At 67.9% G+C, this 20,381-nt stretch carries 23 protein-coding genes; 19 read left to right on the top strand and 4 right to left on the bottom strand.

The features are described 5' to 3' along the window. Positions 1-99: 99 nt before the first annotated feature. On the top strand, positions 100-963 hold the full coding sequence (locus tag ACFQ3T_RS13260) for a GNAT family N-acetyltransferase (RefSeq protein WP_380723537.1): 864 nt from the start codon (positions 100-102) through the stop codon (positions 961-963). A 13-nt stretch (positions 964-976) separates the two neighbouring features. Here ACFQ3T_RS13260 and ACFQ3T_RS13255 read toward each other — a convergent pair whose 3' ends face one another. Continuing rightward, positions 977-1,441 carry an Lrp/AsnC family transcriptional regulator gene (locus ACFQ3T_RS13255; RefSeq protein WP_380723536.1) on the bottom strand — a complete coding sequence of 155 codons (465 nt, stop codon included), beginning with the start codon at positions 1,439-1,441 and terminating at the stop codon, positions 977-979. 79 nt (positions 1,442-1,520) lie between these two features. Between ACFQ3T_RS13255 and ACFQ3T_RS13250 the strand changes: the two genes are divergently transcribed. From ACFQ3T_RS13250 to ACFQ3T_RS13225, 6 genes are all read left to right on the top strand, one after another. Continuing rightward, on the top strand, positions 1,521-1,949 hold the full coding sequence (locus ACFQ3T_RS13250; protein ID WP_380723535.1) for a rhodanese-like domain-containing protein: 429 nt from the start codon (positions 1,521-1,523) through the stop codon (positions 1,947-1,949). A 15-nt stretch (positions 1,950-1,964) separates the two neighbouring features. Continuing rightward, on the top strand, positions 1,965-2,693 hold the full coding sequence (locus ACFQ3T_RS13245) for a type 1 glutamine amidotransferase (protein ID WP_380723534.1): 729 nt from the start codon (positions 1,965-1,967) through the stop codon (positions 2,691-2,693). An 83-nt stretch (positions 2,694-2,776) separates the two neighbouring features. Beyond that, positions 2,777-3,910 (top strand): inorganic phosphate transporter, encoded by a 1,134-nt coding sequence (locus ACFQ3T_RS13240; RefSeq protein ID WP_380723533.1) that lies wholly within the window; start codon positions 2,777-2,779, stop codon positions 3,908-3,910. Beyond that, positions 3,907-4,131 (top strand): hypothetical protein, encoded by a 225-nt coding sequence (locus tag ACFQ3T_RS13235; protein WP_380723532.1) that lies wholly within the window; start codon positions 3,907-3,909, stop codon positions 4,129-4,131. The genes ACFQ3T_RS13240 and ACFQ3T_RS13235 overlap by 4 nt, the downstream gene beginning before the upstream one ends. A gap of 31 nt (positions 4,132-4,162) precedes the next feature. Continuing rightward, positions 4,163-7,105 carry a bifunctional [glutamine synthetase] adenylyltransferase/[glutamine synthetase]-adenylyl-L-tyrosine phosphorylase gene (locus ACFQ3T_RS13230; protein ID WP_380723531.1) on the top strand — a complete coding sequence of 981 codons (2,943 nt, stop codon included), beginning with the start codon at positions 4,163-4,165 and terminating at the stop codon, positions 7,103-7,105. Positions 7,106-7,117: 12 nt separating this feature from the next. Then, positions 7,118-8,047: an NADP-dependent oxidoreductase gene (locus ACFQ3T_RS13225; protein WP_380723530.1), complete on the top strand. Its 930-nt coding sequence runs from the start codon at positions 7,118-7,120 to the stop codon at positions 8,045-8,047. Positions 8,048-8,169: 122 nt separating this feature from the next. On the opposite strand, the gene ACFQ3T_RS13220 is transcribed toward ACFQ3T_RS13225, so the two are convergent. Continuing rightward, a complete protein-coding gene (locus tag ACFQ3T_RS13220; protein WP_380723529.1) occupies positions 8,170-8,388 on the bottom strand; it encodes a hypothetical protein in 219 nt (72 codons plus the stop codon). 189 nt (positions 8,389-8,577) lie between these two features. Between ACFQ3T_RS13220 and ACFQ3T_RS13215 the strand changes: the two genes are divergently transcribed. The 4 genes from ACFQ3T_RS13215 to ACFQ3T_RS13200 all read left to right on the top strand — a co-directional run bounded on the left by ACFQ3T_RS13215 (position 8,578) and on the right by ACFQ3T_RS13200 (position 12,100). Next, complete coding sequence (locus ACFQ3T_RS13215; RefSeq protein WP_380723528.1) at positions 8,578-9,234, top strand: hypothetical protein; 657 nt, start codon at positions 8,578-8,580, stop codon at positions 9,232-9,234. Beyond that, positions 9,235-9,624, top strand: a complete 390-nt coding sequence (locus tag ACFQ3T_RS13210; RefSeq protein WP_380723527.1) for a YkvA family protein — start codon at positions 9,235-9,237, stop codon at positions 9,622-9,624. 619 nt (positions 9,625-10,243) lie between these two features. Next, on the top strand, positions 10,244-11,392 hold the full coding sequence (locus tag ACFQ3T_RS13205; RefSeq protein WP_380723526.1) for a DUF262 domain-containing protein: 1,149 nt from the start codon (positions 10,244-10,246) through the stop codon (positions 11,390-11,392). Positions 11,393-11,398: 6 nt separating this feature from the next. Continuing rightward, positions 11,399-12,100 carry a HEPN domain-containing protein gene (locus ACFQ3T_RS13200; RefSeq protein ID WP_380723525.1) on the top strand — a complete coding sequence of 234 codons (702 nt, stop codon included), beginning with the start codon at positions 11,399-11,401 and terminating at the stop codon, positions 12,098-12,100. 359 nt (positions 12,101-12,459) lie between these two features. Here ACFQ3T_RS13200 and ACFQ3T_RS13195 read toward each other — a convergent pair whose 3' ends face one another. Then, positions 12,460-13,173 carry an HAD family hydrolase gene (locus tag ACFQ3T_RS13195; RefSeq protein WP_380723524.1) on the bottom strand — a complete coding sequence of 238 codons (714 nt, stop codon included), beginning with the start codon at positions 13,171-13,173 and terminating at the stop codon, positions 12,460-12,462. Beyond that, entirely contained in the window at positions 13,170-14,012 is an 843-nt protein-coding gene (locus tag ACFQ3T_RS13190; protein WP_380723523.1) for a GntR family transcriptional regulator, read from the bottom strand. Before ACFQ3T_RS13190 ends, ACFQ3T_RS13195 begins: the two co-directional genes overlap by 4 nt. Before the next feature lie 235 nt (positions 14,013-14,247). On the opposite strand from ACFQ3T_RS13190, the gene ACFQ3T_RS13185 reads away from it, so the two are divergent. The 8 genes from ACFQ3T_RS13185 (at position 14,248) to ACFQ3T_RS13150 (ending at position 20,381) form a co-directional block, all read left to right on the top strand. Then, positions 14,248-14,706 (top strand): hypothetical protein, encoded by a 459-nt coding sequence (locus tag ACFQ3T_RS13185; protein WP_380723522.1) that lies wholly within the window; start codon positions 14,248-14,250, stop codon positions 14,704-14,706. A 4-nt stretch (positions 14,707-14,710) separates the two neighbouring features. Continuing rightward, complete coding sequence (locus ACFQ3T_RS13180; RefSeq protein ID WP_380723521.1) at positions 14,711-14,983, top strand: hypothetical protein; 273 nt, start codon at positions 14,711-14,713, stop codon at positions 14,981-14,983. Continuing rightward, complete coding sequence (locus ACFQ3T_RS13175; protein WP_380723520.1) at positions 14,980-15,264, top strand: AMED_5909 family protein; 285 nt, start codon at positions 14,980-14,982, stop codon at positions 15,262-15,264. Before ACFQ3T_RS13180 ends, ACFQ3T_RS13175 begins: the two co-directional genes overlap by 4 nt. 47 nt (positions 15,265-15,311) lie before the next feature. Beyond that, positions 15,312-15,527, top strand: a complete 216-nt coding sequence (locus ACFQ3T_RS13170) for a transcriptional regulator (protein WP_380723519.1) — start codon at positions 15,312-15,314, stop codon at positions 15,525-15,527. A gap of 403 nt (positions 15,528-15,930) precedes the next feature. Continuing rightward, positions 15,931-17,346, top strand: a complete 1,416-nt coding sequence (locus tag ACFQ3T_RS13165) for an FtsK/SpoIIIE domain-containing protein (RefSeq protein ID WP_380723518.1) — start codon at positions 15,931-15,933, stop codon at positions 17,344-17,346. A 23-nt stretch (positions 17,347-17,369) separates the two neighbouring features. Then, positions 17,370-18,950 carry a replication initiator gene (locus tag ACFQ3T_RS13160; protein WP_380723538.1) on the top strand — a complete coding sequence of 527 codons (1,581 nt, stop codon included), beginning with the start codon at positions 17,370-17,372 and terminating at the stop codon, positions 18,948-18,950. A gap of 21 nt (positions 18,951-18,971) precedes the next feature. Beyond that, positions 18,972-19,166: a helix-turn-helix transcriptional regulator gene (locus ACFQ3T_RS13155; RefSeq protein ID WP_380723517.1), complete on the top strand. Its 195-nt coding sequence runs from the start codon at positions 18,972-18,974 to the stop codon at positions 19,164-19,166. A 36-nt stretch (positions 19,167-19,202) separates the two neighbouring features. Next, positions 19,203-20,381, top strand: coding sequence for a tyrosine-type recombinase/integrase (locus tag ACFQ3T_RS13150; protein WP_380723516.1), 1,179 nt, complete (start codon positions 19,203-19,205; stop codon positions 20,379-20,381).

Here is a 20,381-nt window from a genome sequence, read left to right as displayed (position 1 = left end):
GTGTGGGAGAGTAGGACGCCGCCGAACATATCGTTGACCCTCAGGGGCATCCGTTATATGCGGGTGCCCCTGAGGGCTTTTTGCGTTACGGTCCGCTTCGTGGCCGACGTGACGAAGCACGACGATCTCGCGGAGTTCTGGGCGCTCACCGGGGACTTCTTCAACTCGGACCCGGTGGTCCACACGATCCCGATCGCGGCGGTCGACCGGTGGCTCAACCACGCCGACCCGGACGACTTGCCTCCGCTGATGGTCACGGTGGTGGAAGACGGTGTCCTGGTCGCCGCGGCGCTGCGCACCCCACCGTGGCCGCTGACGTTGAGCGGTGTGCCGCCGAGGTGGGCGGAAACCGTCGCGGACGCCCTGGCGGGCGACGTGGAGCTGCCGGGCGTCAACGGCCCGCGCGACGCGGCCGAGGCGTTCGTGGTGGCGTGGGCGGCTCGCACGGGGTGCGGTGCCCGCGAGCACATGGCGTTGCGCCTCTACGAGCTGAAGGACCTGGAAGTCCCGGACGTCGCCGGCCACGCACGCCTCGCCACGGTGGACGACCTCGACCTGTTGTCCCGCTGGCGCACGGACTACGGGGCCGAGGTCACCGGTAAGGCCAGCACCCCGGACAGCGCGCGGGAAGCCGCGCGCATCATGCGCGTCGGCCTGGCGGCCGGTCACGGTCACCTGATCTGGCACGACGGCGAGACGCCCGTGGCGTGGGCGGCGGCGAGCACCCCGGCGTCCGGCATGTCCCGCATCGGTCCCGTCTACACCCCGCCGGAGCACCGCAGGCACGGCTACGGCGCGGCCGTCACCGCGGCGTGCGCGACGTGGGCGCGGGAGAGCGGCGCCGAGCACGTCGTGCTCTACACCGACCTAGCCAACCCCACGTCGAACTCGATCTACCAGGAGATCGGGTTCCGGCCCGTCATGGACTCGGCGGAGTTCGTGTTCACGCCCGCGGGCGACTAGCCGGGCGAAGTCCTCATCGAGGCTCGATGCCGTCGAACAGCTCGCGCGTCACGGGCCGGTTGCGAGCGTGGGAGGAGAACACCAGGGACGTCGTGGTGTCGCCGTACCGCTGAGCCTGCTCCACGAAGTCCTCCAGCTCGACCATCGACCGGCACACCACGCGCAGCAGCCAGCAGTCGTCGCCGGTGACGTGGTCGGCGTCGCGCACCTGCGCCAGGGTCACGACCCGTTCCCGGAACCGTGGTGTGTCGAGGCTGCGGACGCGCACCCGGACGATGGCCTCGATCGGCAGGCCGAGCCGCTGCGGGTCGACCACGGCGACGTACCCGGTGACGATGCCGGCCTGCTCCAGCCGCCGCACGCGCTCGGTCGTCGCGGGCGCGGACAGCGAGACGCGCTTGGCCAGCTCGGTGAACGTCATCCGCCCGTCCCGCTGGAGCAGCTCCAACAACTTCCAATCCAGATCGTCCAGTTCCACCGTGGAATCGTAAGCCGGGCACGCCGAACGCCTTGACTTCCTCATGGGCCGGAACGGGCTGGTCAGCCACGATTCACCCATGACGAACACGCTCCGCTTCCCCGCCGCCGACCCCGCTGCCGCCGCCGCGTTCTTCGCAGCGGAACTGGCCTTCGAGGCCGACCCGGACGACGTGGTCCGCGACCTGAAGGCCGGTGACACGGAGGGCTTCCAGCTCGTGGAGACCCGCAGCGCCGAGGCGTTCGCCCGGGCCCGCATCCCCGGCGCCGTCAATCTGCCCCACTGGGAGATCGACGAGACCACGACCGCCGACTGGGACCGCGACCTCGTCTACGTCTGCTACTGCGAGAGCTCGCAGTGCAACGCCGCCACGAAGGGCGCGCTAAGGCTGTCCCGGCTCGGGTTCCGGGTGAAGCGGCTCGCCGGCGGCATCACCGCCTGGCAGGCGGCCGGCTACCCCGTCGAAGGCCACTCGACGGAGGCGCACGGCGTGAGCTGCGACTGCTGATCTACCCTCGGTCGGGTGACCCGCTTGCTCGTGCTGCAGCCCGACCACGACGACCCGCCGGCCCGCCTCGGCGAGTGGCTGACCGCCGCCGGGGCGGTGCTGGACGTCGTCAAGCCCTACGAGGAGCCGGTGCCGACGTCGCTCGACGGCTACCAGGGCGTGGTGTGCCTGGGCGGCGCGATGGGCGCGCTGGACGACGCCGAGCACCCGTGGCTCGTGGACGTCCGCAAGCTCCTGTCGCACGCGGTGGCGAAGCGGGTGCCGCTGCTCGCGATCTGCCTCGGCGCTCAGCTCCTCGCCGCGGCCACCGGCGGTCAGGTGCGGCGCAGCCCGCACGGGCGGGACGTCGGCGTGCGGCTGGTGGCGAAGCGGGACGCGGCGAGCGGCGACCCGCTGTTCGACGAGCTGCCGTGGACGCCGGACGTGCTGCAGTTCCACGAGGACGAGGTGGGGTTCCTGCCGCCGTCGGCGCTGCTGCTGGCTTCGTCCCCGAAGTGCGCGAACGAGGCGTTCCGCGTCGGCGACCGCGCCTACGGGTTGCAGTTCCACATCGAGACCACGCCGGAGTTGGTTCTGCGGTGGGCCGCGGGGTACCCGGAGCTGGCGGGCCTGCGGGCGCTCGACCAGGACCGGCTCGACCAGGGGCACGAGGACATCCGGGAGGTGTGGCAGCCGTTCGCCGAACGTTTCGTGCGCCTCGCCGCGGGGGAGCTGACGATCCACCGGAGCTTGCCGCTGGTGTGACGAACCTCCGTTGATACAGGCGTTCACCGGTCGGACAGGTAGCGTTCACCTACGACTGTGTCGGTTCAGCCGGAGGAATCAGCGTGGATGCCTCGCTCCTCGTCATCATCGTGGTCATCACGGCGTTGGTCTTCGACTTCACCAACGGCTTCCACGACACCGCGAACTCGATGGCGACCTCCATCGCCACCGGCGCCCTGCGGCCCAGAACGGCCGTCGCGTTCTCGGCGGTGTTGAACCTGATCGGCGCGCTGCTGTCCGTCGAGGTCGCGAAGACGATCTCCGGTGGCATCGTGGACGACGCCCGGATCACGCCCGCCATCGTGTTCGGCGGTCTCATCGGCGCGATCATGTGGAACCTCGTGACGTGGTACGTCGGGCTGCCGTCCAGCTCGTCGCACGCCCTGTTCGGCGGGCTCATCGGTGCGACGTGGATCGCGGCGGGCGCGGACGCGGTGCACTTCGCGAAGGTCGTGGACAAGGTCGTGGCCCCGGCGATCGCCGCGCCGCTGGTGGCGGGGATCGTGGCGATGCTGGCCACCTACCTGACGTACCGGCTGACGAAGCGGGGCCGGAAGTCCGTGACGGACAAGGGCTTCAAGTACGGGCAGATCGCGTCGGCCGCGCTGATGTCGCTGGCGCACGGCACGAACGACGCGCAGAAGACGATGGGCATCATCACGCTCACGCTGATCACCGCCGGCACCCTCGTGCCGGGCGCGGAACCACCCCTCTGGGTGATCCTGAGCGCGGCCGTCGCGATCGCGCTGGGCACGTACCTGGGCGGTTGGCGCATCACGCACACCCTGGGCAAGGGCCTGACCACGATCGAGGCGCCGCAGGGCTTCGCCGCGCAGACCAGTGCGGCGACCGTGATCATGGCGTCGTCGCACCTGGGGTTCGCGCTGTCCACGACGCACGTCGCGTCCGGCGGCATCATGGGTTCCGGGCTCGGCCGCCAGCTCGACGGCGTGCGGTGGGGCGTGGCCGGCCGGATGTTCGCGGCGTGGGTGTTCACGCTGCCCGCGGCGGGCCTGGTGGGCGCGCTGGCGGGCAAGATCGCGTCGCTGGGCACGGCGGGCGTGGTGGCCGTGGCGGTGGTCGGGATGGGCGTGTCGCTGGGGATCTGGCTGCTGTCGCGGCGTGAGCCGGTGCGGCCCGAGCACGTGGTGGACGAGATCGCGGCGCAGGCCGAGACGCACAAGGTGGCGGTGTGAAGATCGACTGGGCGGCGTTGGGCGCCGTGTTCGCGGTGAGCCTCGGCGTGGTGATCGGGCTGGTCCTGCTGTTCTCGGGCGGTCTGCGCGCGTTGTCGGCGCGGGAGGCGGCGCAGGAGCGTCAGGGGTCGACGGCGCTGCCGACGGCGGCCGCGGCGGCGTGCCTGCTGGCGTGCGTGACCGTGGTGTTCTTCGGCATCTACTTGATCGTGGCCGGCTGATCCGCCCCTCGGCGGACTACGGTGTTCGTCGATGACCGATCCAGCACGTCTCCCCACGTCCCCGGCGCGGTTCGGCCTGACCGAGACGCGCAGCGGTGAGCACCTGCGTGCGGCGGGGTGGTGGGAAGGGCGCCGGCCGAGCGAGGGCAACGAACCGGTCCTGGTCGCCCTGTCCCGCAGCCCTGACCCCGACCTCGCGTTGCGCGGCGTCGACCGGTTGCGGGTCGCGGCCGGTGACGGGTGGCCCGAGCTCGACCAGGCGTTGCGGGACGGCGAAGCGTTGCGCGGGCGGCTGCTCGCGGTGCTCGGGTCGTCCACGGCGCTGTCGGACTTCCTGGTCGCGAACCCGGACCGGTGGCGTGGCCTGGCCGACCCCGACCCGGTGGACGCGGAGGTGTTCGCGCCCGCCCTGGTCGCCGCCGTCGACGGGCTGACCGGCGCGGACGCGGTGCGGGCGTTGCGGCTGGAGTACCGGGCGCTGCTGTGCCGGATCGCCGCCGAGGACCTGGCCCACGTGGTGGAGCCGGACCAGCCGTTCGTCGGCTACGACGACGTGGCGGGCCTGTTGTCGGACCTGGCGGTGGCCGCGCTGCGGGCCGCGCTGGACGTCGCCGCGCGGCAGGTGCCGCGGTCCGACGAGTGCCGGCTCGCGGTGATCGCGATGGGCAAGTGCGGTGCGCGGGAGCTGAACTACGTCAGCGACGTGGACGTGGTGTTCGTCGGCGAGGGCGACGTCGCCGTGGCGACCCGGCTGGCCAGCACGATGATGCAGGTGGCGAGCCAGGCGTGCTTCGAGGTGGACGCGGCGCTGCGGCCGGAGGGCAAGGCGGGCGCGCTCGTGCGCACGCTGGAGGGCCACGCCACGTACTACCAGCGGTGGGCGCGGACGTGGGAGTTCCAGGCGCTGCTCAAGGCCAGGCCGGTCGCCGGTGACGAGGAGCTGGGGCAGCGGTACCTGGAGGTGGTGCGGCCGCTGGTGTGGACGGCCGCCGAGCGGGAGAACTTCGTGCCCGACGTGCAGGCGATGCGCCGGCGGGTCGAGGACCACGTGCCGATCGGGTTGGCCGATCGGGAGCTGAAGCTGGGGCGCGGCGGTCTGCGGGACGTCGAGTTCGCCGTGCAGCTGCTCCAGCTCGTGCACGGGCGCGGCGACGAGGACCTGCGCATCACGACGACGACGCAGGCGTTGGCGGCGTTGGGCCGGGGTGGGTACGTGGGCCGTGCGGACGCCGCCGACTTCGGCCGTGCCTACCGGTTCCTGCGCACGTTGGAGCACCGGTTGCAGTTGCAGCGGTTGCTGCGCACGCACCTGTTCCCGGCGGACGACGACGTGGCGGCGTTGCGGTGGCTGGCGCGGGCGTCGGGGTTGCAGGCCGAGGGCGGGCTGTCGGAGGGCCAGGTGCTGCTCGCCGAGTTCCGCAAGCGCGCGAACCAGGTGCGCCGGCTGCACGAGAAGCTGTTCTACCGGCCGTTGCTGCAGGCCGTCGCGAACGTGCCGACGGAGGCGTTGCGGCTGACGACGTCCCAGGCGGCGGCGCGGCTGGCGGCGTTGGGCTATGCCGCGCCGGACGGGGCGTTGACCCACATCGAGGCGTTGACCAGGGGCGTGTCGCGGCGGGCGCGCATCCAGACGGCGTTGCTGCCGGTGCTGCTCGACCTGTTCGCGACCACGCCCGACCCCGATCGGGGGCTGCTGGCGTACCGGCGGGTGTCGGAGGCGTTGGCGGAGACGCCCTGGTACCTGCGGTTGCTGCGGGACGAGGGCACGGTCGTCGACCGGCTCGCCGCGCTGCTGGGCACGTCGAAGTTCGTGCCGGACCTGCTCGTGCGGGCGCCGGAGGTGCTGCGGCTGCTGGCCGACACGCCCGCGTTGATCGGCGGCGACCCGATGGCCATCGGCAACCCGCTGCGCAGCACCGTGTCCCGGTACAGCGACCTGTCGCGCGCGGTCACCGCGGCCCGGTCGCTGCGCCGCCAGGAGCTGCTGCGGATCGCGTCGGCGGACCTGCTGGGCCTGGTGCCGCTGCGGACGGTGTGCGTGTCGCTGTCCGAGGTGTGGGTGGCGGTGCTGCAGGCCGCGATGGACGCCGTGGTGCGGTCGTCGGGCGAGCGGCTGGCGTCGATCGCGGTCATCGGCATGGGCCGGCTCGGCGGGCGTGAGCTGGGGTACGGGTCGGACGCGGACGTGATGTTCGTGTGCGAGGCCGCGCCGGGCGTCACCGACGCGGAGGCCGCCCGGTACGCGTCGTCGGTGGTGGAGGAGGTGCGGCGGCTGCTCAGCGCGCCGAGCCAGGACCCGCCGTTGCAGGTGGACGCCGACCTGCGGCCCGAGGGCAGGCAGGGGCCGCTGGTGCGCACGTTCGAGTCGTACCGGGCGTACTACGCGCAGTGGGCCGAGCTGTGGGAGGCGCAGGCGTTGCTGCGGGCGCGGTTCATCGCGGGTGACGCCGAGCTGGGCGCGCGGTTCATCGAGATGATCGACGCCGTGCGGTACCCGGCGGAAGGGCTGGACGCGGGAGCGGTGCGGGAGATTCGGCGCATCAAGGCGCGGGTCGAGGCCGAGCGGCTGCCGCGCGGCGCGGACCCGTCCACGCACACCAAGCTGGGGCGTGGCGGGCTGGCGGACGTCGAGTGGACCGTGCAGCTGCTCCAGCTGCAGCACGCGGCCGAGGTGCCCGCGCTGCGCACGCCGTCGACCGTGCGCGGGTTGCGTGCGGCGACGGACGCGGGGCTCGTGTCGCCGGACGACGCGTCCGCGTTGCGCGAGGCGTGGGTGATGGCGACCAAGGCGCGCAACGCCGTGGTGCTCGTGCGCGGCAAGGCCGGTGACCAGCTGCCCACGACCGGGCGTGACCTGGCGGCGGTGGCGTCGGCGATGGGGCACCCGGCGGACCCCGGCGAGTTCCTGGACACCTACCGGCGCACGACGCGACGCGCGCGGGCCGTGATTGAGCGCATTTTCTACGGTTCCTGAAGACTGGGGCACGTGAAAGCGATCGCTCAGAACGAATTCGGAGACGCCGACGTCCTCGTGCTGCGGGAGTTGCCGGACCCGGTGATGTCCCTCGACCAGGTGTTGGTCGAAGTGCGGGCGGCCGGCGTGAACCCGGTGGACCGCCTGGTGCGCATGGGGTACGTGGCGAGCGCGCTGCCGCACCACTTCCCGCTGATCCCCGGCTGGGACGTCGCCGGAGTCGTGCGGGCCGTCGGTCCGGCGGTGGAGGGGTTCGCGGTCGGCGACGAGGTGTTCGGGTACCAGCGCAAGGACCACGTGCAGCACGGGACGTACGCGGAGCTGGTGGCGGCGACCGAGCGCGGGTTGGCGCACAAGCCGCCGTCGTTGTCGTTCGAGGAGGCGGGTGGGCTCGCGCTGACCGGGCTGACCTCGGTGCAGGCGTTGCGGAAGGTGGGTGTGTCCGAAGGGGACACGGTGCTCGTGCACGCCGCCGCGGGCGGTGTCGGCCACCTCGCGGTGCAGGTGGCGCGGCTCCTGGGCGCGTCGCGGGTCATCGGCACGGCGTCGCCGCGCAACCACGACTTCCTGCGGTCGCTCGGCGTGGAGCCGGTGGCCTACGGCGACGCGCTGGTGGACAACGTGGCCGAGCTGGTCGGCGGTGACGGGCTGGTGGACGTGGCGTTCGACTGCGTCGGCGGCGCGGCGCTCAACGACTCGCCCGCGCTCGTCCGCGACCCGTCGCGCATCGTGTCCATTGTGGACACCAATGTGCTGGAGCTGGGTGGGAAGTACGCGTACGCCAAGCCGGTGCGGGCGGACCTGGACTGGCTGGCCGAGCACGCCGGGTCGGGGGAGCTGAAGGTCCACGTGCAGCAGGCGTTCCCGCTCGCTCAGGCCGCCGACGCGCACCGGCTGCTCGAAGGCAGGCACGTGCGGGGCAAGATCGTGCTGACCGTGTGACCTGCGCTACCGGCTTTACGCGTGCGCCTCGCGCGTCTCGCGTGTGTTGCGTGTGTTGCGTGTCTTGCGGTTGAAGGGCCCTCGCGTCAGGTCGGCGCGAGGGCCCTTCGGCTTCCGCTTGCTCACTCCTCGTCGTCGACCGTCGGGACGGAGGTGAGCAGTTCGACGATCCACTCCTCGACGAGCTGCTCGTCGGACTCCTCGTCCTGGACGAGCCGGTTCGACACCCGGACACCGAGACCGAGCACGTCGGCGGCGGCGATCGCCTCGATGGCCTCGGCGGCGGAGTCGAAGATGTTGGTGGACAGCACCTGCGCGGGGGTTGCGACGTCATCAGACACGGCGCGACCCTAACCGCCCACCTCGATCGGGGGACGGGCAGCCCTGGTGTCGACGGCGTGTCGCCCGAGGGCTACGCACCGTCGATACAGGGCCTGTACGCATTGACTATTGGTGTTCCTTATGTCGAGACTGTCGACACTAATGGGGGATAATCACGTTCGCACGCGTGCGCCCGGACGAAGGACGTCATGGACGACGAGACCCACCGCAGGAAGAGCAGTGCCGCTCTGAAGATCAGCATGGTCGTGCTGGGAGTGCTCGTGCTGCTCGGCGTGATCCAGGCCGTGACCGCCGGGACCGTCGGCGTCGGCCCGTTGAGCGTCTCCCTGCGCGACACCTCCTCGACGGCCCCCACCACGCGGACGACGGCGTCCGACGACACCATCGGCCTCGACGGCGTGGTGGGCTCCGCCCCGTCCTCCACGGAGGAGGATCCGGCGCCCAGCGAGTCCGGCGCCGAACCCGGGCTGGAGAACAAGGTCGTCACGGGGTCGTGGAAGCAGGCACGCGGCCTGCTCACCGTGGAGGTCACCAAGGTCGAGAGCCGCGGTGGCCGGCTGAAGGTGTTCGTCACCGCCATAAACGCCAGCACCGCGAAGATGGACCTGCCCGTCGCGTCCGTCTCGGCGGCCGACGACGCGAAGCGCGACTACCGGGCGTCCCTGTCGACCAGCCGGTGGCCCGAGACGATCGCCAAGAACTCCAGCATCAACGGGTTCGTGGAGCTGGACCAGAAGGTCGGCGCGTCGAGCACGACGTTGTCGCTCACGTTCGCCGGGATCATCGGCCAGCTCGCGCCCACCGGCGGTGCGGTCACCGTCACCGGTATCCCGATCCCCAAGTAGGTGGACGTCCTCGTCGGCGTCGTCCTCGGGCTCCTCGGCCTGTGGCTGGTCCTGCTGGTGGGCCTGGCCGTGGTCCGCCCGCGCGGCACCGCGCTGGGCCTGGCCGTCCGGCTGCTGCCCGACGTCCTCCGCCTGGCAGCCCGCCTGTCCCGCGACCCGAGAGTCCCCCGAGCCGCCCGCGTGCGCCTGTGGCTGCTCCTGGCCTACCTCGCCCTACCGCTCGACCTGGTTCCCGACTTCATCCCCGTGCTGGGGTACGCGGACGACGCCATCGTGGCCTGCTGGGTGCTGCGCTCGGTGATCCGCGCCGCGGGGCCCGAGGTGGTCGCCGAGCACTGGCCCGGAACGCCCGAGGGTCTGGCGGTCGTGCGCAGACTGACCCGCACCTGACGCCGACGGCGCCCGCGACCGCGGCCCTTAAGCGCTGTGGAAGGCCGAAGGCCGGGTGACTGGAGCAGTCACCCGGCCTTCGGCCTGTGGAGGTACTGGGCGGGGCTTCACAGCCCCGCGCCGATCACACGTCGTAGGACTGTCAGCGGTCCGCGGCTACCTGCGGTTCTCCCTACCGCACCACGCCTGGCCTGTCGGTTCCTTCTCGACGTTCACCATCGTTGACCAACGCTGATTCACGTCTGACGGCCTGGAGACGGCCGGATCATGCTCGAACTACCGGCCACATGACCAGCTTGGAAGTGCGGCGTCAACCCCAGCTCACCGCTCGTGACCAACTCTCGCCCCAGCCGCAGTTGACCGCTGTTGACCCTGGCTAGCCAGGTGTAATCGCACGCTAATCGCACGTTGGAACGACCGGCACGCCCAACAACTAGTGCAGCATGATTGATCGTTCGAGTGGCGCATCTACCCGCAACAGGTTTCCGATGTGGTAGATGACTGATACTTGCTATTGACCCAAAAAAGGCTAAAGCATCGCAGTCGGCTGCCCAGGCTAGGTCAGAGCTAGAACTTGCTGTAACATGCGGTGGATTTACCCGACGAGTCAGGAGTAGTTTTGTCTGAGGAAGAGCTTCAGTTGGAAGTCGAGCGTGATGTCGAGGAGAGCGAAGAGGACCTCGACCAGTACCCGTCGGACGACCCGGTTGGTTTCTGGGAGAAAAAGCAGCGAGATCTTCTGACGAGCGCGGTTGACTATAATCTCAGTACCTTGTCACAGTTGATTCGAAGCAAGCAGATCGACCTTTCGCCCAAGTATCAAAGGCGTAATCGTTGGACGACGCAGCGTAAGTCGAAGCTCGTCGAGTCATTTCTAATGAACGTTCCTATTCCACCAATCTTCCTGAATGAAGATGAGTATGGGCACTACTCGGTAATTGATGGTAAGCAACGCCTCACTGCTGTCAATGAATTCCTTCTCGGCCGGTTTTCGTTGTCAGGATTGGAGGTATTCTCAGAGTTCAATGGACTTCCTTTCGAAGGGCTTCCTAGTACGCTTCAGACCGTACTTGAGACGCGCGCCAACCTTCGTGCGATAATCATTCTCCGTCAATCCGATGCAGATATTAAGTACCAGGTCTTCCAGCGACTGAATACCGGGGGAATTAAGCTCAACCCGCAGGAAATCAGGAATAGTGCCTGGCCGGGTTTGCTGAATAGTATGATCCTCGAAGAATCAGAATCGCGCGAGTTCCATAGCGCTCTTGGTATTAGGGACAAATCCAAGTCGTCACTGTACCGCGAAATGCGCGATGCGGAGTTCGTTCTGCGGTTCCTGACTTTTCATAAAGATTGGGCCACCTTTTCTGGCGGTATGGGCCGGCGACTTGATGAGTACATGGCCCTTAATCACGGAATGTTGAAGGCGGAGGTGGAGGAGCACCGGGAAGCCTTTCGGCTTGCGGTGAAAAAGGCGGTCGCGGCCTTCGGTGAGCACGCATTCCGACGGTGGGTACCGGGCGAGGGGAAAAATTTTTGGCGTCGCCAAGTATTGGCGGCAGCTTTCGATGCTGAGATCTTCGCAGTCATGGATTTTGACGAACGTCAACTAGCGGACAACCAGGCGGCACTGATTTCCGGTCTGCAAGAATTGTTCACGGATAGTGATTTCCGGAAGTCTGTTGACTCTGCAACGAACACTCCAACCTACTTCCGAGACAGGATCAAAGCTGTAAAGAATATGATCGCTGGAGTCCTCGGGAAGTAGGTGGGCGTGAGTGCACTTTCCGACCTGGCGACGTCGCTGGACCAAGTCCGCGAGATCGTTAGACTAGAAGCGGGTTATTCAGATCCTCCTGGGCCAAGTGAATTGGCCGCTGTTTCTGGACTCAGAGGTGCCGCAACGGTGCTCACAGTTGCGAGCTTCGAAGCTTTCCTTAGGTCATGTTTCGAAGAGCAACTTGACCGCATAGTGAAGTCCGGTATTCCTCTATCGAGTTACTCTGATGACCTTCATGCGGGTGCGATTTTCGCCTCCCTAGAACTCGCGATGAAGGGCGACCACAGTACTCGAGGAACGGAGAAGAAGGACCGGTTGCCGACTGTTCTTGCCGTAACACGAGTGATATCGGCTGGCGCCTTCAACCCTCGTGCGCTTTCCTCGACGGAAAGTAATCCTGACTCCGAGTGTGTTAAGCGTATGTTCAAGACAGTCGGACGCAAAGAAATATTCAGACATGTTCATCCGGACTTCGAGAAAGTCTGGGGAACCCCAGTTTCCGGAACATTTTGTTCCGATAAACTAAATGCGCTTATTGTGTCCCGAAATCAGGTTGCCCACAGCGCACAGTCGGCACATTTGGTGAGGGGTGATCTGACGGAAAACGTGCGATTCGTCGAGGCTCTGGCTACTGTGCTGAGTGCAGCGCTGTCGAGTCATGTGGACGATTTGATCAGAGACGCTGCTACGGTCTAGACGAGGGCGACTATGGATTGCAGCAAACGAGTCGACGCCTACGAGCTTGGGTCGATACTCCTCGTTGGCAAGGCGGCGGAGCCGTCGCGGCAGTCGATCGCCGTGCCCAGCGCTGGCAGCCGTGTGACCGCGCGATCGTCCCGACCCAGGTGGCTGGAAGTGGCTTGGTGACAGTTCGGGTCTGTGTGACGCGCCGCCTTCCCGGCCATGTGCACCGACTCCGCGCACGGCCGACGGGCGGAGCGCAGCGGGAGCCCGGCGTGCCGGGATGCGGGGAGTCGGTGCGAACGTGAGGCAGGACTGGCCGCGCGTCGCCGCAGGCGGCGCGCCTTGATCCCATAGAGCCAGATTCGGCAGAGCTACCAGGAACGCACGATGCGGTCGAGTGTTGCCATGCTGGTGGTGATGGCGCTGGGACGTTCGGTCGCGAACCGTTCGGCTTTGCCGGGCTTGTTGGCGTAGCCGATCGAACGGGCTCGGACGGTGTTGGCGGCACGTAGGTCGGTGAGTGAGTCACCGACCAAAGTGCACTTCGGCGGCGGAACCGTAAGGGCCTCGGCGGCCTGGTCGAGTAGCCGCGGGCTCGGTTTCAAGGTCGCGGGATCGGGTTCTGTACGGGCGGACACGGTGTGCACCAGGTGCACGAGATCGTGCAAGTGAAGGTAAGCGTTGACGGCTGTATGCGAGTTGTTGCTGACGACTGCGAGCTTGCGGCCTGTCGCGTGCCAAGCGTCCATGAGGTCGTGTACCCCTCGTGTCGGCTCGGCGGTGGTGACGGCCTCGACCTCGTGAGCGCGTAGTGCGGCTTCGACGTAGCGGGCCTCGTCGGTGCCGAGGGTGGCGGCGTAGCTGAATACGTCGAACGGGTCTTCGGTCTTCTCGATCTCGGCAGGCAACCCCTGATGTCCGCCGTCCGTTAGAACTTTGCGGAGCTGACTGGCGACGTAGTGCGCGGGGAGGTTCGCAAAGATCGAGCAGATAGGGCCGTCGAAGTCGAGGAACAGGGCATCGGTGGTCGTCAGGATGGCTCGTAGAACCTCTGGCTGGTCCACCGATACCGGCTCGGTCGTCACCGCTTGTACTCCGTGGCGATGGTGTTCCACAGGCTGTCGAACCAGGTGCGGGCCTGCTCGACGTACTGGCTGCCGGTGCTGGTGTCGTCGTCGATGGTGCTGTGGTGGAAGAGGATGGCGTCCTTGCCCATCAGGTCGTAGATCGCCTGAGGCTGTCCGTCCAGCGACAGGACGTGCTCACGGACCGGGTAGAAGCCGAAGAAGGCTTCGTCGTTGTTGATCAGGTAGAGCTTGAAGAGTGGCGCCGCTGGGTGGACGCGGACCTCTGCGGTGGCGTCCTTCACCAGGCCGAGTTCACCCAGCTCGGTCACGTTGTCCACGATGGCGAGGGTGTGGCGGCGCATGATCTCGGCGGCGCGTTCGCGGAAGGCTGGGCTGTCGGCTCGGTCTTCGACGGTGCACGGCACGGACCACGGGACAGTGGGATCCGGGACCAGGATGCGGACGTGGATCGTCTCGGGGGTGAGTCGGCCGATGCGGATCTTGTCCAGCGGCTCCTGAAGGATGCCGTGGAGGGTCTCGCCGGAGAACCCGGCGAAGTCGATCGTCACGCGGTCGGACGTGAACGCCTGCTCGATGTGCGGGCGCAGGCCGACCGGACGCTCGGTGCGCTCTCGGACGAACACGCCGCTGCCCTGTCGGGAGACGATCAGGCCTTCGTCGCGCAGCTCGCGTAGGGCGCTCTGCACGGTCATCGGTGCGACGTCGTACTTCTTCGCCAGCTCAGCGCGTGACGGCAGCTTGTCGCCCGCCTTGAAGACCTTGGTCAGGATGGCGGCGCGGAGTGCGTTCGCGACCTGCACGTACGGCGGTCGGGGGTCATCCGGGTCGAGTGCCATGACTCCTCGTCTGGTGTCGTCCAGTGTGAAGCGGGACGCAAAGTGCCGCAAAGCTCGTCCCAAGTTGTCAGTCCGCACATGTTCGCAGTGTCAGTTCGCACTTGGCTAGACCGCCTAGAGAGCTAGCTCGATCGGTTGATGTTCGCTTCATGCTTGACTTGGCTAGCCAAGCTGTCTTACTCTCGTGACATGGCTAGCTCGCATAGGCAGGCTGGCAAGGTGACGGAGGTGGCTGGTGGCGGTTCCGTACGGGACTCGGTTCGAGGCGGCGTTCGACCAAGTGTTTCCCCAGGGGGCGTTGATGGTCGGTGAGGTCGCGCCGGACATGGAGTACATGAGCGCGGAGGACAAGGGGCGCGGTCGGCAGGCCAAGCAGCGTGTGGACGAGCGCACGGGCAAGCGGCAGTGGAAGGTCGTGGTCACGGACCCGTCCGCCGAGAAGGAGCGGGACGCGTCGGTGACGGTGACGATCCTGGCTGACGTGCAGCCGGTGCCGCCGCAGGCCGTGCAGGTGATGCCCGGTGTCGAGGTGCGGCCGGTGGCGTTCGAGGGCCTGACGGTCGAGCCGCGGGTGATGGGGGATCGGTACAAGTACCAGGGGTTCACGATCCGGGCTACGGGCATCGTGTCGCCGCAGGTGGGTGCTGCTCCGAAGCGTGCGGAGAAGCCGCAGGGCGAGCAGAAGGCGGCGTGAGGTGGTGCGGTCGTCTCGTGAGGCGGTCGCCCGGTGGAACCTCGCGTACGCGGAGCAGACCGAAGCACTGTTCGCGGCATCCACTGTGGACGACCCGACGACGGTGCTTCGGCTGGCTGACAGCTACTTGGCGGTGGCGCGGGCGTGGCGGATCTTGGCCGCTGATCTGGGCGTGCCCTTGTGGGCTCGTCACGCCTGCGCCGTCGCCGCCGAGGAATTCGATCGTCGGGCGCGGATCGAGCACGCCCGTGTCAACCCGGACGAGGACGGGACATGAGCAAGGCGAAGCGGGCTTCGGATGAGGGACTGTGGCGAGCGGCGCGGGCCGTCACGTCGTTGAAATACGCGCATGAGGCGCTGGTCAGGGTGATGCCGGCACCCGACGCGGACCCGGCTGTGCGGCGGACGTTCTTCCTGCGGTCGGCCGACGTGTACGCGCGGGTCGCGGAGATCGACCGAGGGCACCACCACGAGGCGCTGTACTGGGCCAAGCGCGAGCGGGAGAAGGGTGAAGCCATCGATGCCGGACGTGCCGGGGATCGCGGAGCCGACCGGTGAGGCGTCGGCGTAGGCGGTCGCGTGTCGGCGGTGGAGTTCGGTACACCGTGCGGCTCCGGGTGGACCGGTTCGACCTGGCGACGCGCGTCGCGGGCCTGGAGTCCGATTACGAGATCGCGGACGCGCTGGGGGTTCACCGTTCGACGGTGGGCAAGGTCCTGGCCGATGAGCTGCGGCCTGGTCCGGTGTTCATCGCCGGTGCGCTGAGCGCGTTCAAGACGATGAGCTTCGCGGACCTGTTCGAGGTCGTGGAGGACGGCTGATCGCGTCCGGCTGACAGCGCGTCGCGTGACAACTGAACGATTCGTGCCGGTTGGTGTGGGTCGCGGGAAACAGATTCAAGTCTTGGCGGGCTGAGGCTGTTTCCCGACGACACACCGACCGGGTATCTCGTGCGCTTTTGTTGCGACACAAGGGGGTTTCGGTCATGTCAAGGGTATCGGTCTTCAGGGGGCGCACGTCAAGTCGACGCCCCACCGGTCTGTGGAAGTTGCCCAACGGCCGGCGGTGCCGGTCGTGCAAGCGGTTCGGTGTCTACGCCCCGAATCAGCTCGACTGCTGCGCCTGCATGGGGTGGTTGCCGCTCATCTTCGGTGCTGTCGGCGGTGTGCTGTGAACGGCGCCAAGTGGGTGGATCCGGCTCCGTTCGAGGGTGTGCGGCCTCGGGTGCCGTGGTGGGTGTTGGTGCCGGGCAAGGCCAAGTGGATCGCGGCCTTGGTGGCGCTGGTGTGGTTGGTGTTGGTCGGCGTCGTGCGCCTGGTGGTCGTCGTGGTCCGGTACCCGGTCGTGACGCTGGTGCCCGTGTCGGCGGCCTGGTGCTGGTGGCGGTTCGGGCTCTCGCCGCTGGTGCTGGCTCTGTTGTCGCTGGTAGCGGCTTTGCTGGTCTGGGCTGGCCTGGATCGTGGGTCGTTTCTGCGGCATGGCTGGTACCGGCTGGTGACCGAGTGGCGGCGGGCGACGGTCTACGTCCCGAAGTGGCGTTCGGTGATGCGGCTGTCGGACCTGGCCAAGCGCGACCGTGGCCGTGAGTACCGGCCCAAGCTGCGGCGCGTCCGGTCGGAGGGATGGCGGGACCGGGTACGGGTGCGGATGATCCCGGCCCAGTCGCCCGAGGCGTGGGAGCTGCGGCGTGACAACCTGGCGCACTCGTTCGGCGCTCGGTCGTGCCGGGTCCGGGTGCTGCGGCCTCGGCTGCTCGAACTGGACTTCGTGCACGCTGACCCGCTCGTGCGGCCGGTGCCCGTTCCTGCGTTGGAAGGCTCGGCCGACGTCGACTTCAAGCGGGTGGTTGTCGGGCGGACGGAGACGGGCAAGCCGTGGCGGGTGCGACTGCTGGGGTCTCAGCTCCTCGTGGTCGGCGTGCCCGGTGCCGGTAAGGGCTCGGTGTTGTGGTCGATCGTGTGGCAGCTTGCGCCGGCGGTTCGGGCGGGCCTGGTGCGCCTGGTCGGGATCGACCCGAAGGGCGGCATGGAGCTGGGCCAGGTGCCCGACGCCTTCGACCGCTTGGTGTTCGGCAGCGGCGCTGACGCGGTCGAGCTGCTGGAGGAGATCGCCGCTGAGGTGAAGGAACGGGCGGCGCGATACCGGGGCATCCGGCGGCTGTGGGCTCGGGACACCGGTGAGCCGTTGACCGTGCTCATCGTGGACGAGCTGGCGGACGTGATCGCCTATCAGGCGGACAAGCAGCTCCGGGAGCGTGCGGCACGAGCTGTGCAGACGATCGCCTCCCAGGGGCGGGCTCCGGGGTACGTGCTCGTCGGCTTGGTACAGGACCCGCGTAAGGAGGTCGTCTCCTTCCGGCACCTGTTCAGCACCCGCGTTGCCCTGCGGCTCGATGAGCCGCAACAGGTGGACATGGTGCTTGGCGACGGTGTCCGCCAGCGTGGGGCGGCGGCTCACGAGATCAGCGAGAACACGCCCGGTGTCGCCTGGGTCAAGCAGGACGGGCAGCGGGAGCCGGAGCGCGCTCGGGCGTTCAACGTCACCGATGCGGACCTGGCGACGCTGCGCGACTACTTCCGGCCTGCCGAGGTGCGGCCGTTCCCGACCAAGCCGGACGGTGCCGAGGAGGTAGCGGCGTGACGACTGGTACGCGGGCTGAGCGGATGCGTCAGCCGATGGCGCTGGACGTGGCGAAAGCTGCGGCGGAGCAGCACGGCGTGTGCGTGCGGCCGTTCACGATGGAAGTCGAGGACCGGGCCACCTACGAGATTCGCTACGTCGCCGTGCCGTGCGGGTCGACGGTGGAGAGCGTCTGTGCGCCGTGTGCGAAGAAGGCCAAGGCGTTGCGGATGGCCCAGTGCCGTGAGGGCTGGCACATGGCCGAGGAACCCGACTTCACCCCTGACCCACCAACCAAGGATCAGAAGGAGCTGCTGACGTTTCGGGCCGACCTGGTCAAGGCGTACCGGGAGGCGGTTGAGGTTGGGGCAGCAGGTGATGCGGACGAGCTGCGGGAGGAGATCCACTCGGTCGACGAGGAACTTCGGCAACTCGGCGTCCGGGGTCGCTTCCCCTCGCCCGACGTGCCGGGCAGGCGGCCCGTGAAGCGGTCGACCAGGCGTCGGCAGGATGCGCCGAACCTGCCTCGGCGGCGGGTGGAGAAGCGGACCGTGGGCCGGGAGTACGCGGGAGGGTTCCGGCCCTCGATGTTCGTCACGCTCACGCTCGACACCTATGGGCGGGTGCGGGATGACGGGACTCCGGTCGATCCGGACTCGTACGACTACCGGCGGGCGGCTCGGGACGCGGTGCACTTCGCCTCGCTGGTCGACCGGTGGTGGCAGAACCTGCGCCGGGTCGTCGGCTGGGATGTGCAGTACTTCGCCACGGTCGAGCCGCAGAAGCGAGCGGCGCCGCACCTTCATGCGGCAGTCCGCGGTTCGATCCCGCACGAGACCATCCGGCTCGTCACGGCGGCCACCTACCACCAGGTCTGGTGGCCCAACCACGACGAACGCGTCTACAGCGGTGACCACCTGCCGGTCTGGGACGCACGGGCGGAAGCGTTCGTCGACCCGGACACCCGGCAGCCGTTGACGGCCTGGGCGGATGCGGTCGAGGCGGTTGAGGAACCGGCGCACGTGGTGACCTTCGGCCGCCAGGTGCACTCCAAGGGCATCCTCGGCGGCTCGGGAGAGGCCGGACGCCACATCGGCTACCTGACCAAGTACCTCACCAAGTCCATCGGTGAAGTGGTCGAGCAGACCACCGACCGGCAACGGCGGCACGCTGACCGCGTGGCTGACGAGCTGGCCGTGACGCCGTGCTCTGACCGTTGCCCGGTGTGGCTGCTCTACGGCGTGCAGCCGCGCGGCGTTAGCTCTCGGACCACTCCGGGTCACTGCAAGGGGCGGGCGCATCGGCGGACCACGCTCGGTCTGCCTGGTCGCCGGGTGCTGGTGTCGCGGAAGTGGTCGGGCAAGACGCTGGCCGATCACCGGGCCGACCGGAAGCGGTTCGTCATCGAGGCGCTGAAGGCCGTGGGCATCGAGAAGCCGGAACCCGACACGTCACAGCTCGTCTGGCACAAGGTCCGGCCCGGTGACCCCAACGTGCCACCACGCGCGCACCAGCTCATGCACGCCATAGCCCAGCGCGTGACCTGGAAGGCCGAGTATGACCGGGCCTTGCTGGCGGCCAGCGGTGCACCGCCCGATCTTTCGGCAGTTCCACAAGCGGCCTGAGACGTGGGGAGGGGGACGGCAATGAGCGGGAACGAGTTCGACCGGCTGTGGGGCGTTGACGATCTCTCAGCCTTCCTCGGCGTACCGGTGCACACCATTCGTGGCTGGCGCAGCAAGAACTACGGGCCTCCGGCTCGCAAGGTCGGCAAGCACCTGCGGTGGGACCCGGAAAAGGTGCGTGAGTGGTTCAACGGCCTCGGCCAGAACGCGGCATAAAACTTTCGGCAATTCGGCACACAGGAGAAGTCTGTCATGGGTCACGTGCAAGACCGCTGGTGGACCGTTCGAGACGGCAAGCGGGAGAAGACTCCGCAGTTTGGGAAGGGAATGCGGTACAAGGTCCGTTTCCCCGGCCCGGATGGTCGGGAGCGCTCGAAGATGTTCCCGGACCGGCAGAAGGGTGCGGCTGACGCCTTCTTGCACGAGATGGAGAACGACAAGAACAAGGGTACGTATCTCGACCCCGACGCGGGGAAGATCACGTTCCGCGACTACGCGGAGAAGCACTGGATCGACGCGCGTACATTCACGCGTGAGGGGGTGGAACTCCGGCTCAAGCTCCACGTGTACCCGTACTTCGGTGACACGGAGCTGCGGCTCATTCAGCCGTCCACCGTCCAAGCGTGGGAGCGCAAGCTCCAGCAGAAGGGCTTGGCCGAGACTTACCGGCGCAGCATCTTCGCCAACGTTTCGGCAATCTTTACGGCGGCGATTGATGACGAGCGGTTGCGCAAGAACCCGTGCAACGGAAAGTCCGTTATCAAGCCGCGGGGAGAGTATCCGAAGATCGTTCCGTGGTCGGAGAAGCGCGTTCACGCGGTCCGGGAGAAGTTGGGTGCGCGGTACCGGGTCGGCGTCAACCTCGGCGCTGGGTGCGGTCTCCGACAGGGTGAGGTATTCGGGTTCTCGCCGGATGACGTGGACGAGTCGGAGGGAGTCATTCACGTGCTACGGCAGGTCAAGATCGTGCGCGGCAAGATGATTTTCGGTCCACCGAAACACGGTAAGACCCGCGATGTGCCATTGGCCAAGAGCGTGGCGGATGCGATCAAGGCGCACACGGACAAGTTCGAGCCGCTGCCGGTCACGCTCCCGTGGGGCTCCCCTGACGGCAAGCTCGTGACGGTGCCGCTCCTTATATATACGCGCGAGTCGAAGCAGCTCCACCGGCACTCGTTCAACCACTATGTCTGGAAGCCGGCGCTGAGAGATGCCGGGGTCGAGACGCCGGGCCGTGCCGAGGGCTTCCACGCGCTGAGGCACTTCTACGCCTCGTCGCTCCTGGAGGCAGGCGTAAGCATCAGGGCACTCGCTGAATATCTGGGCCATGCGGACCCGGCCTTCACCCTGCGGGTCTATACGCACCTGATGCCTGCCAGCCACGAGCGGACGCTGGCGGCGGTCGATGCGGTGTTCGGCTGCATTGCATAA

It is taken from the genome of Saccharothrix hoggarensis (assembly GCF_042678885.1).
GTDB classification, from domain to species: domain Bacteria; phylum Actinomycetota; class Actinomycetes; order Mycobacteriales; family Pseudonocardiaceae; genus Actinosynnema; species Actinosynnema hoggarensis.
This window is presented reverse-complemented; position numbering and strand designations above follow the sequence as displayed.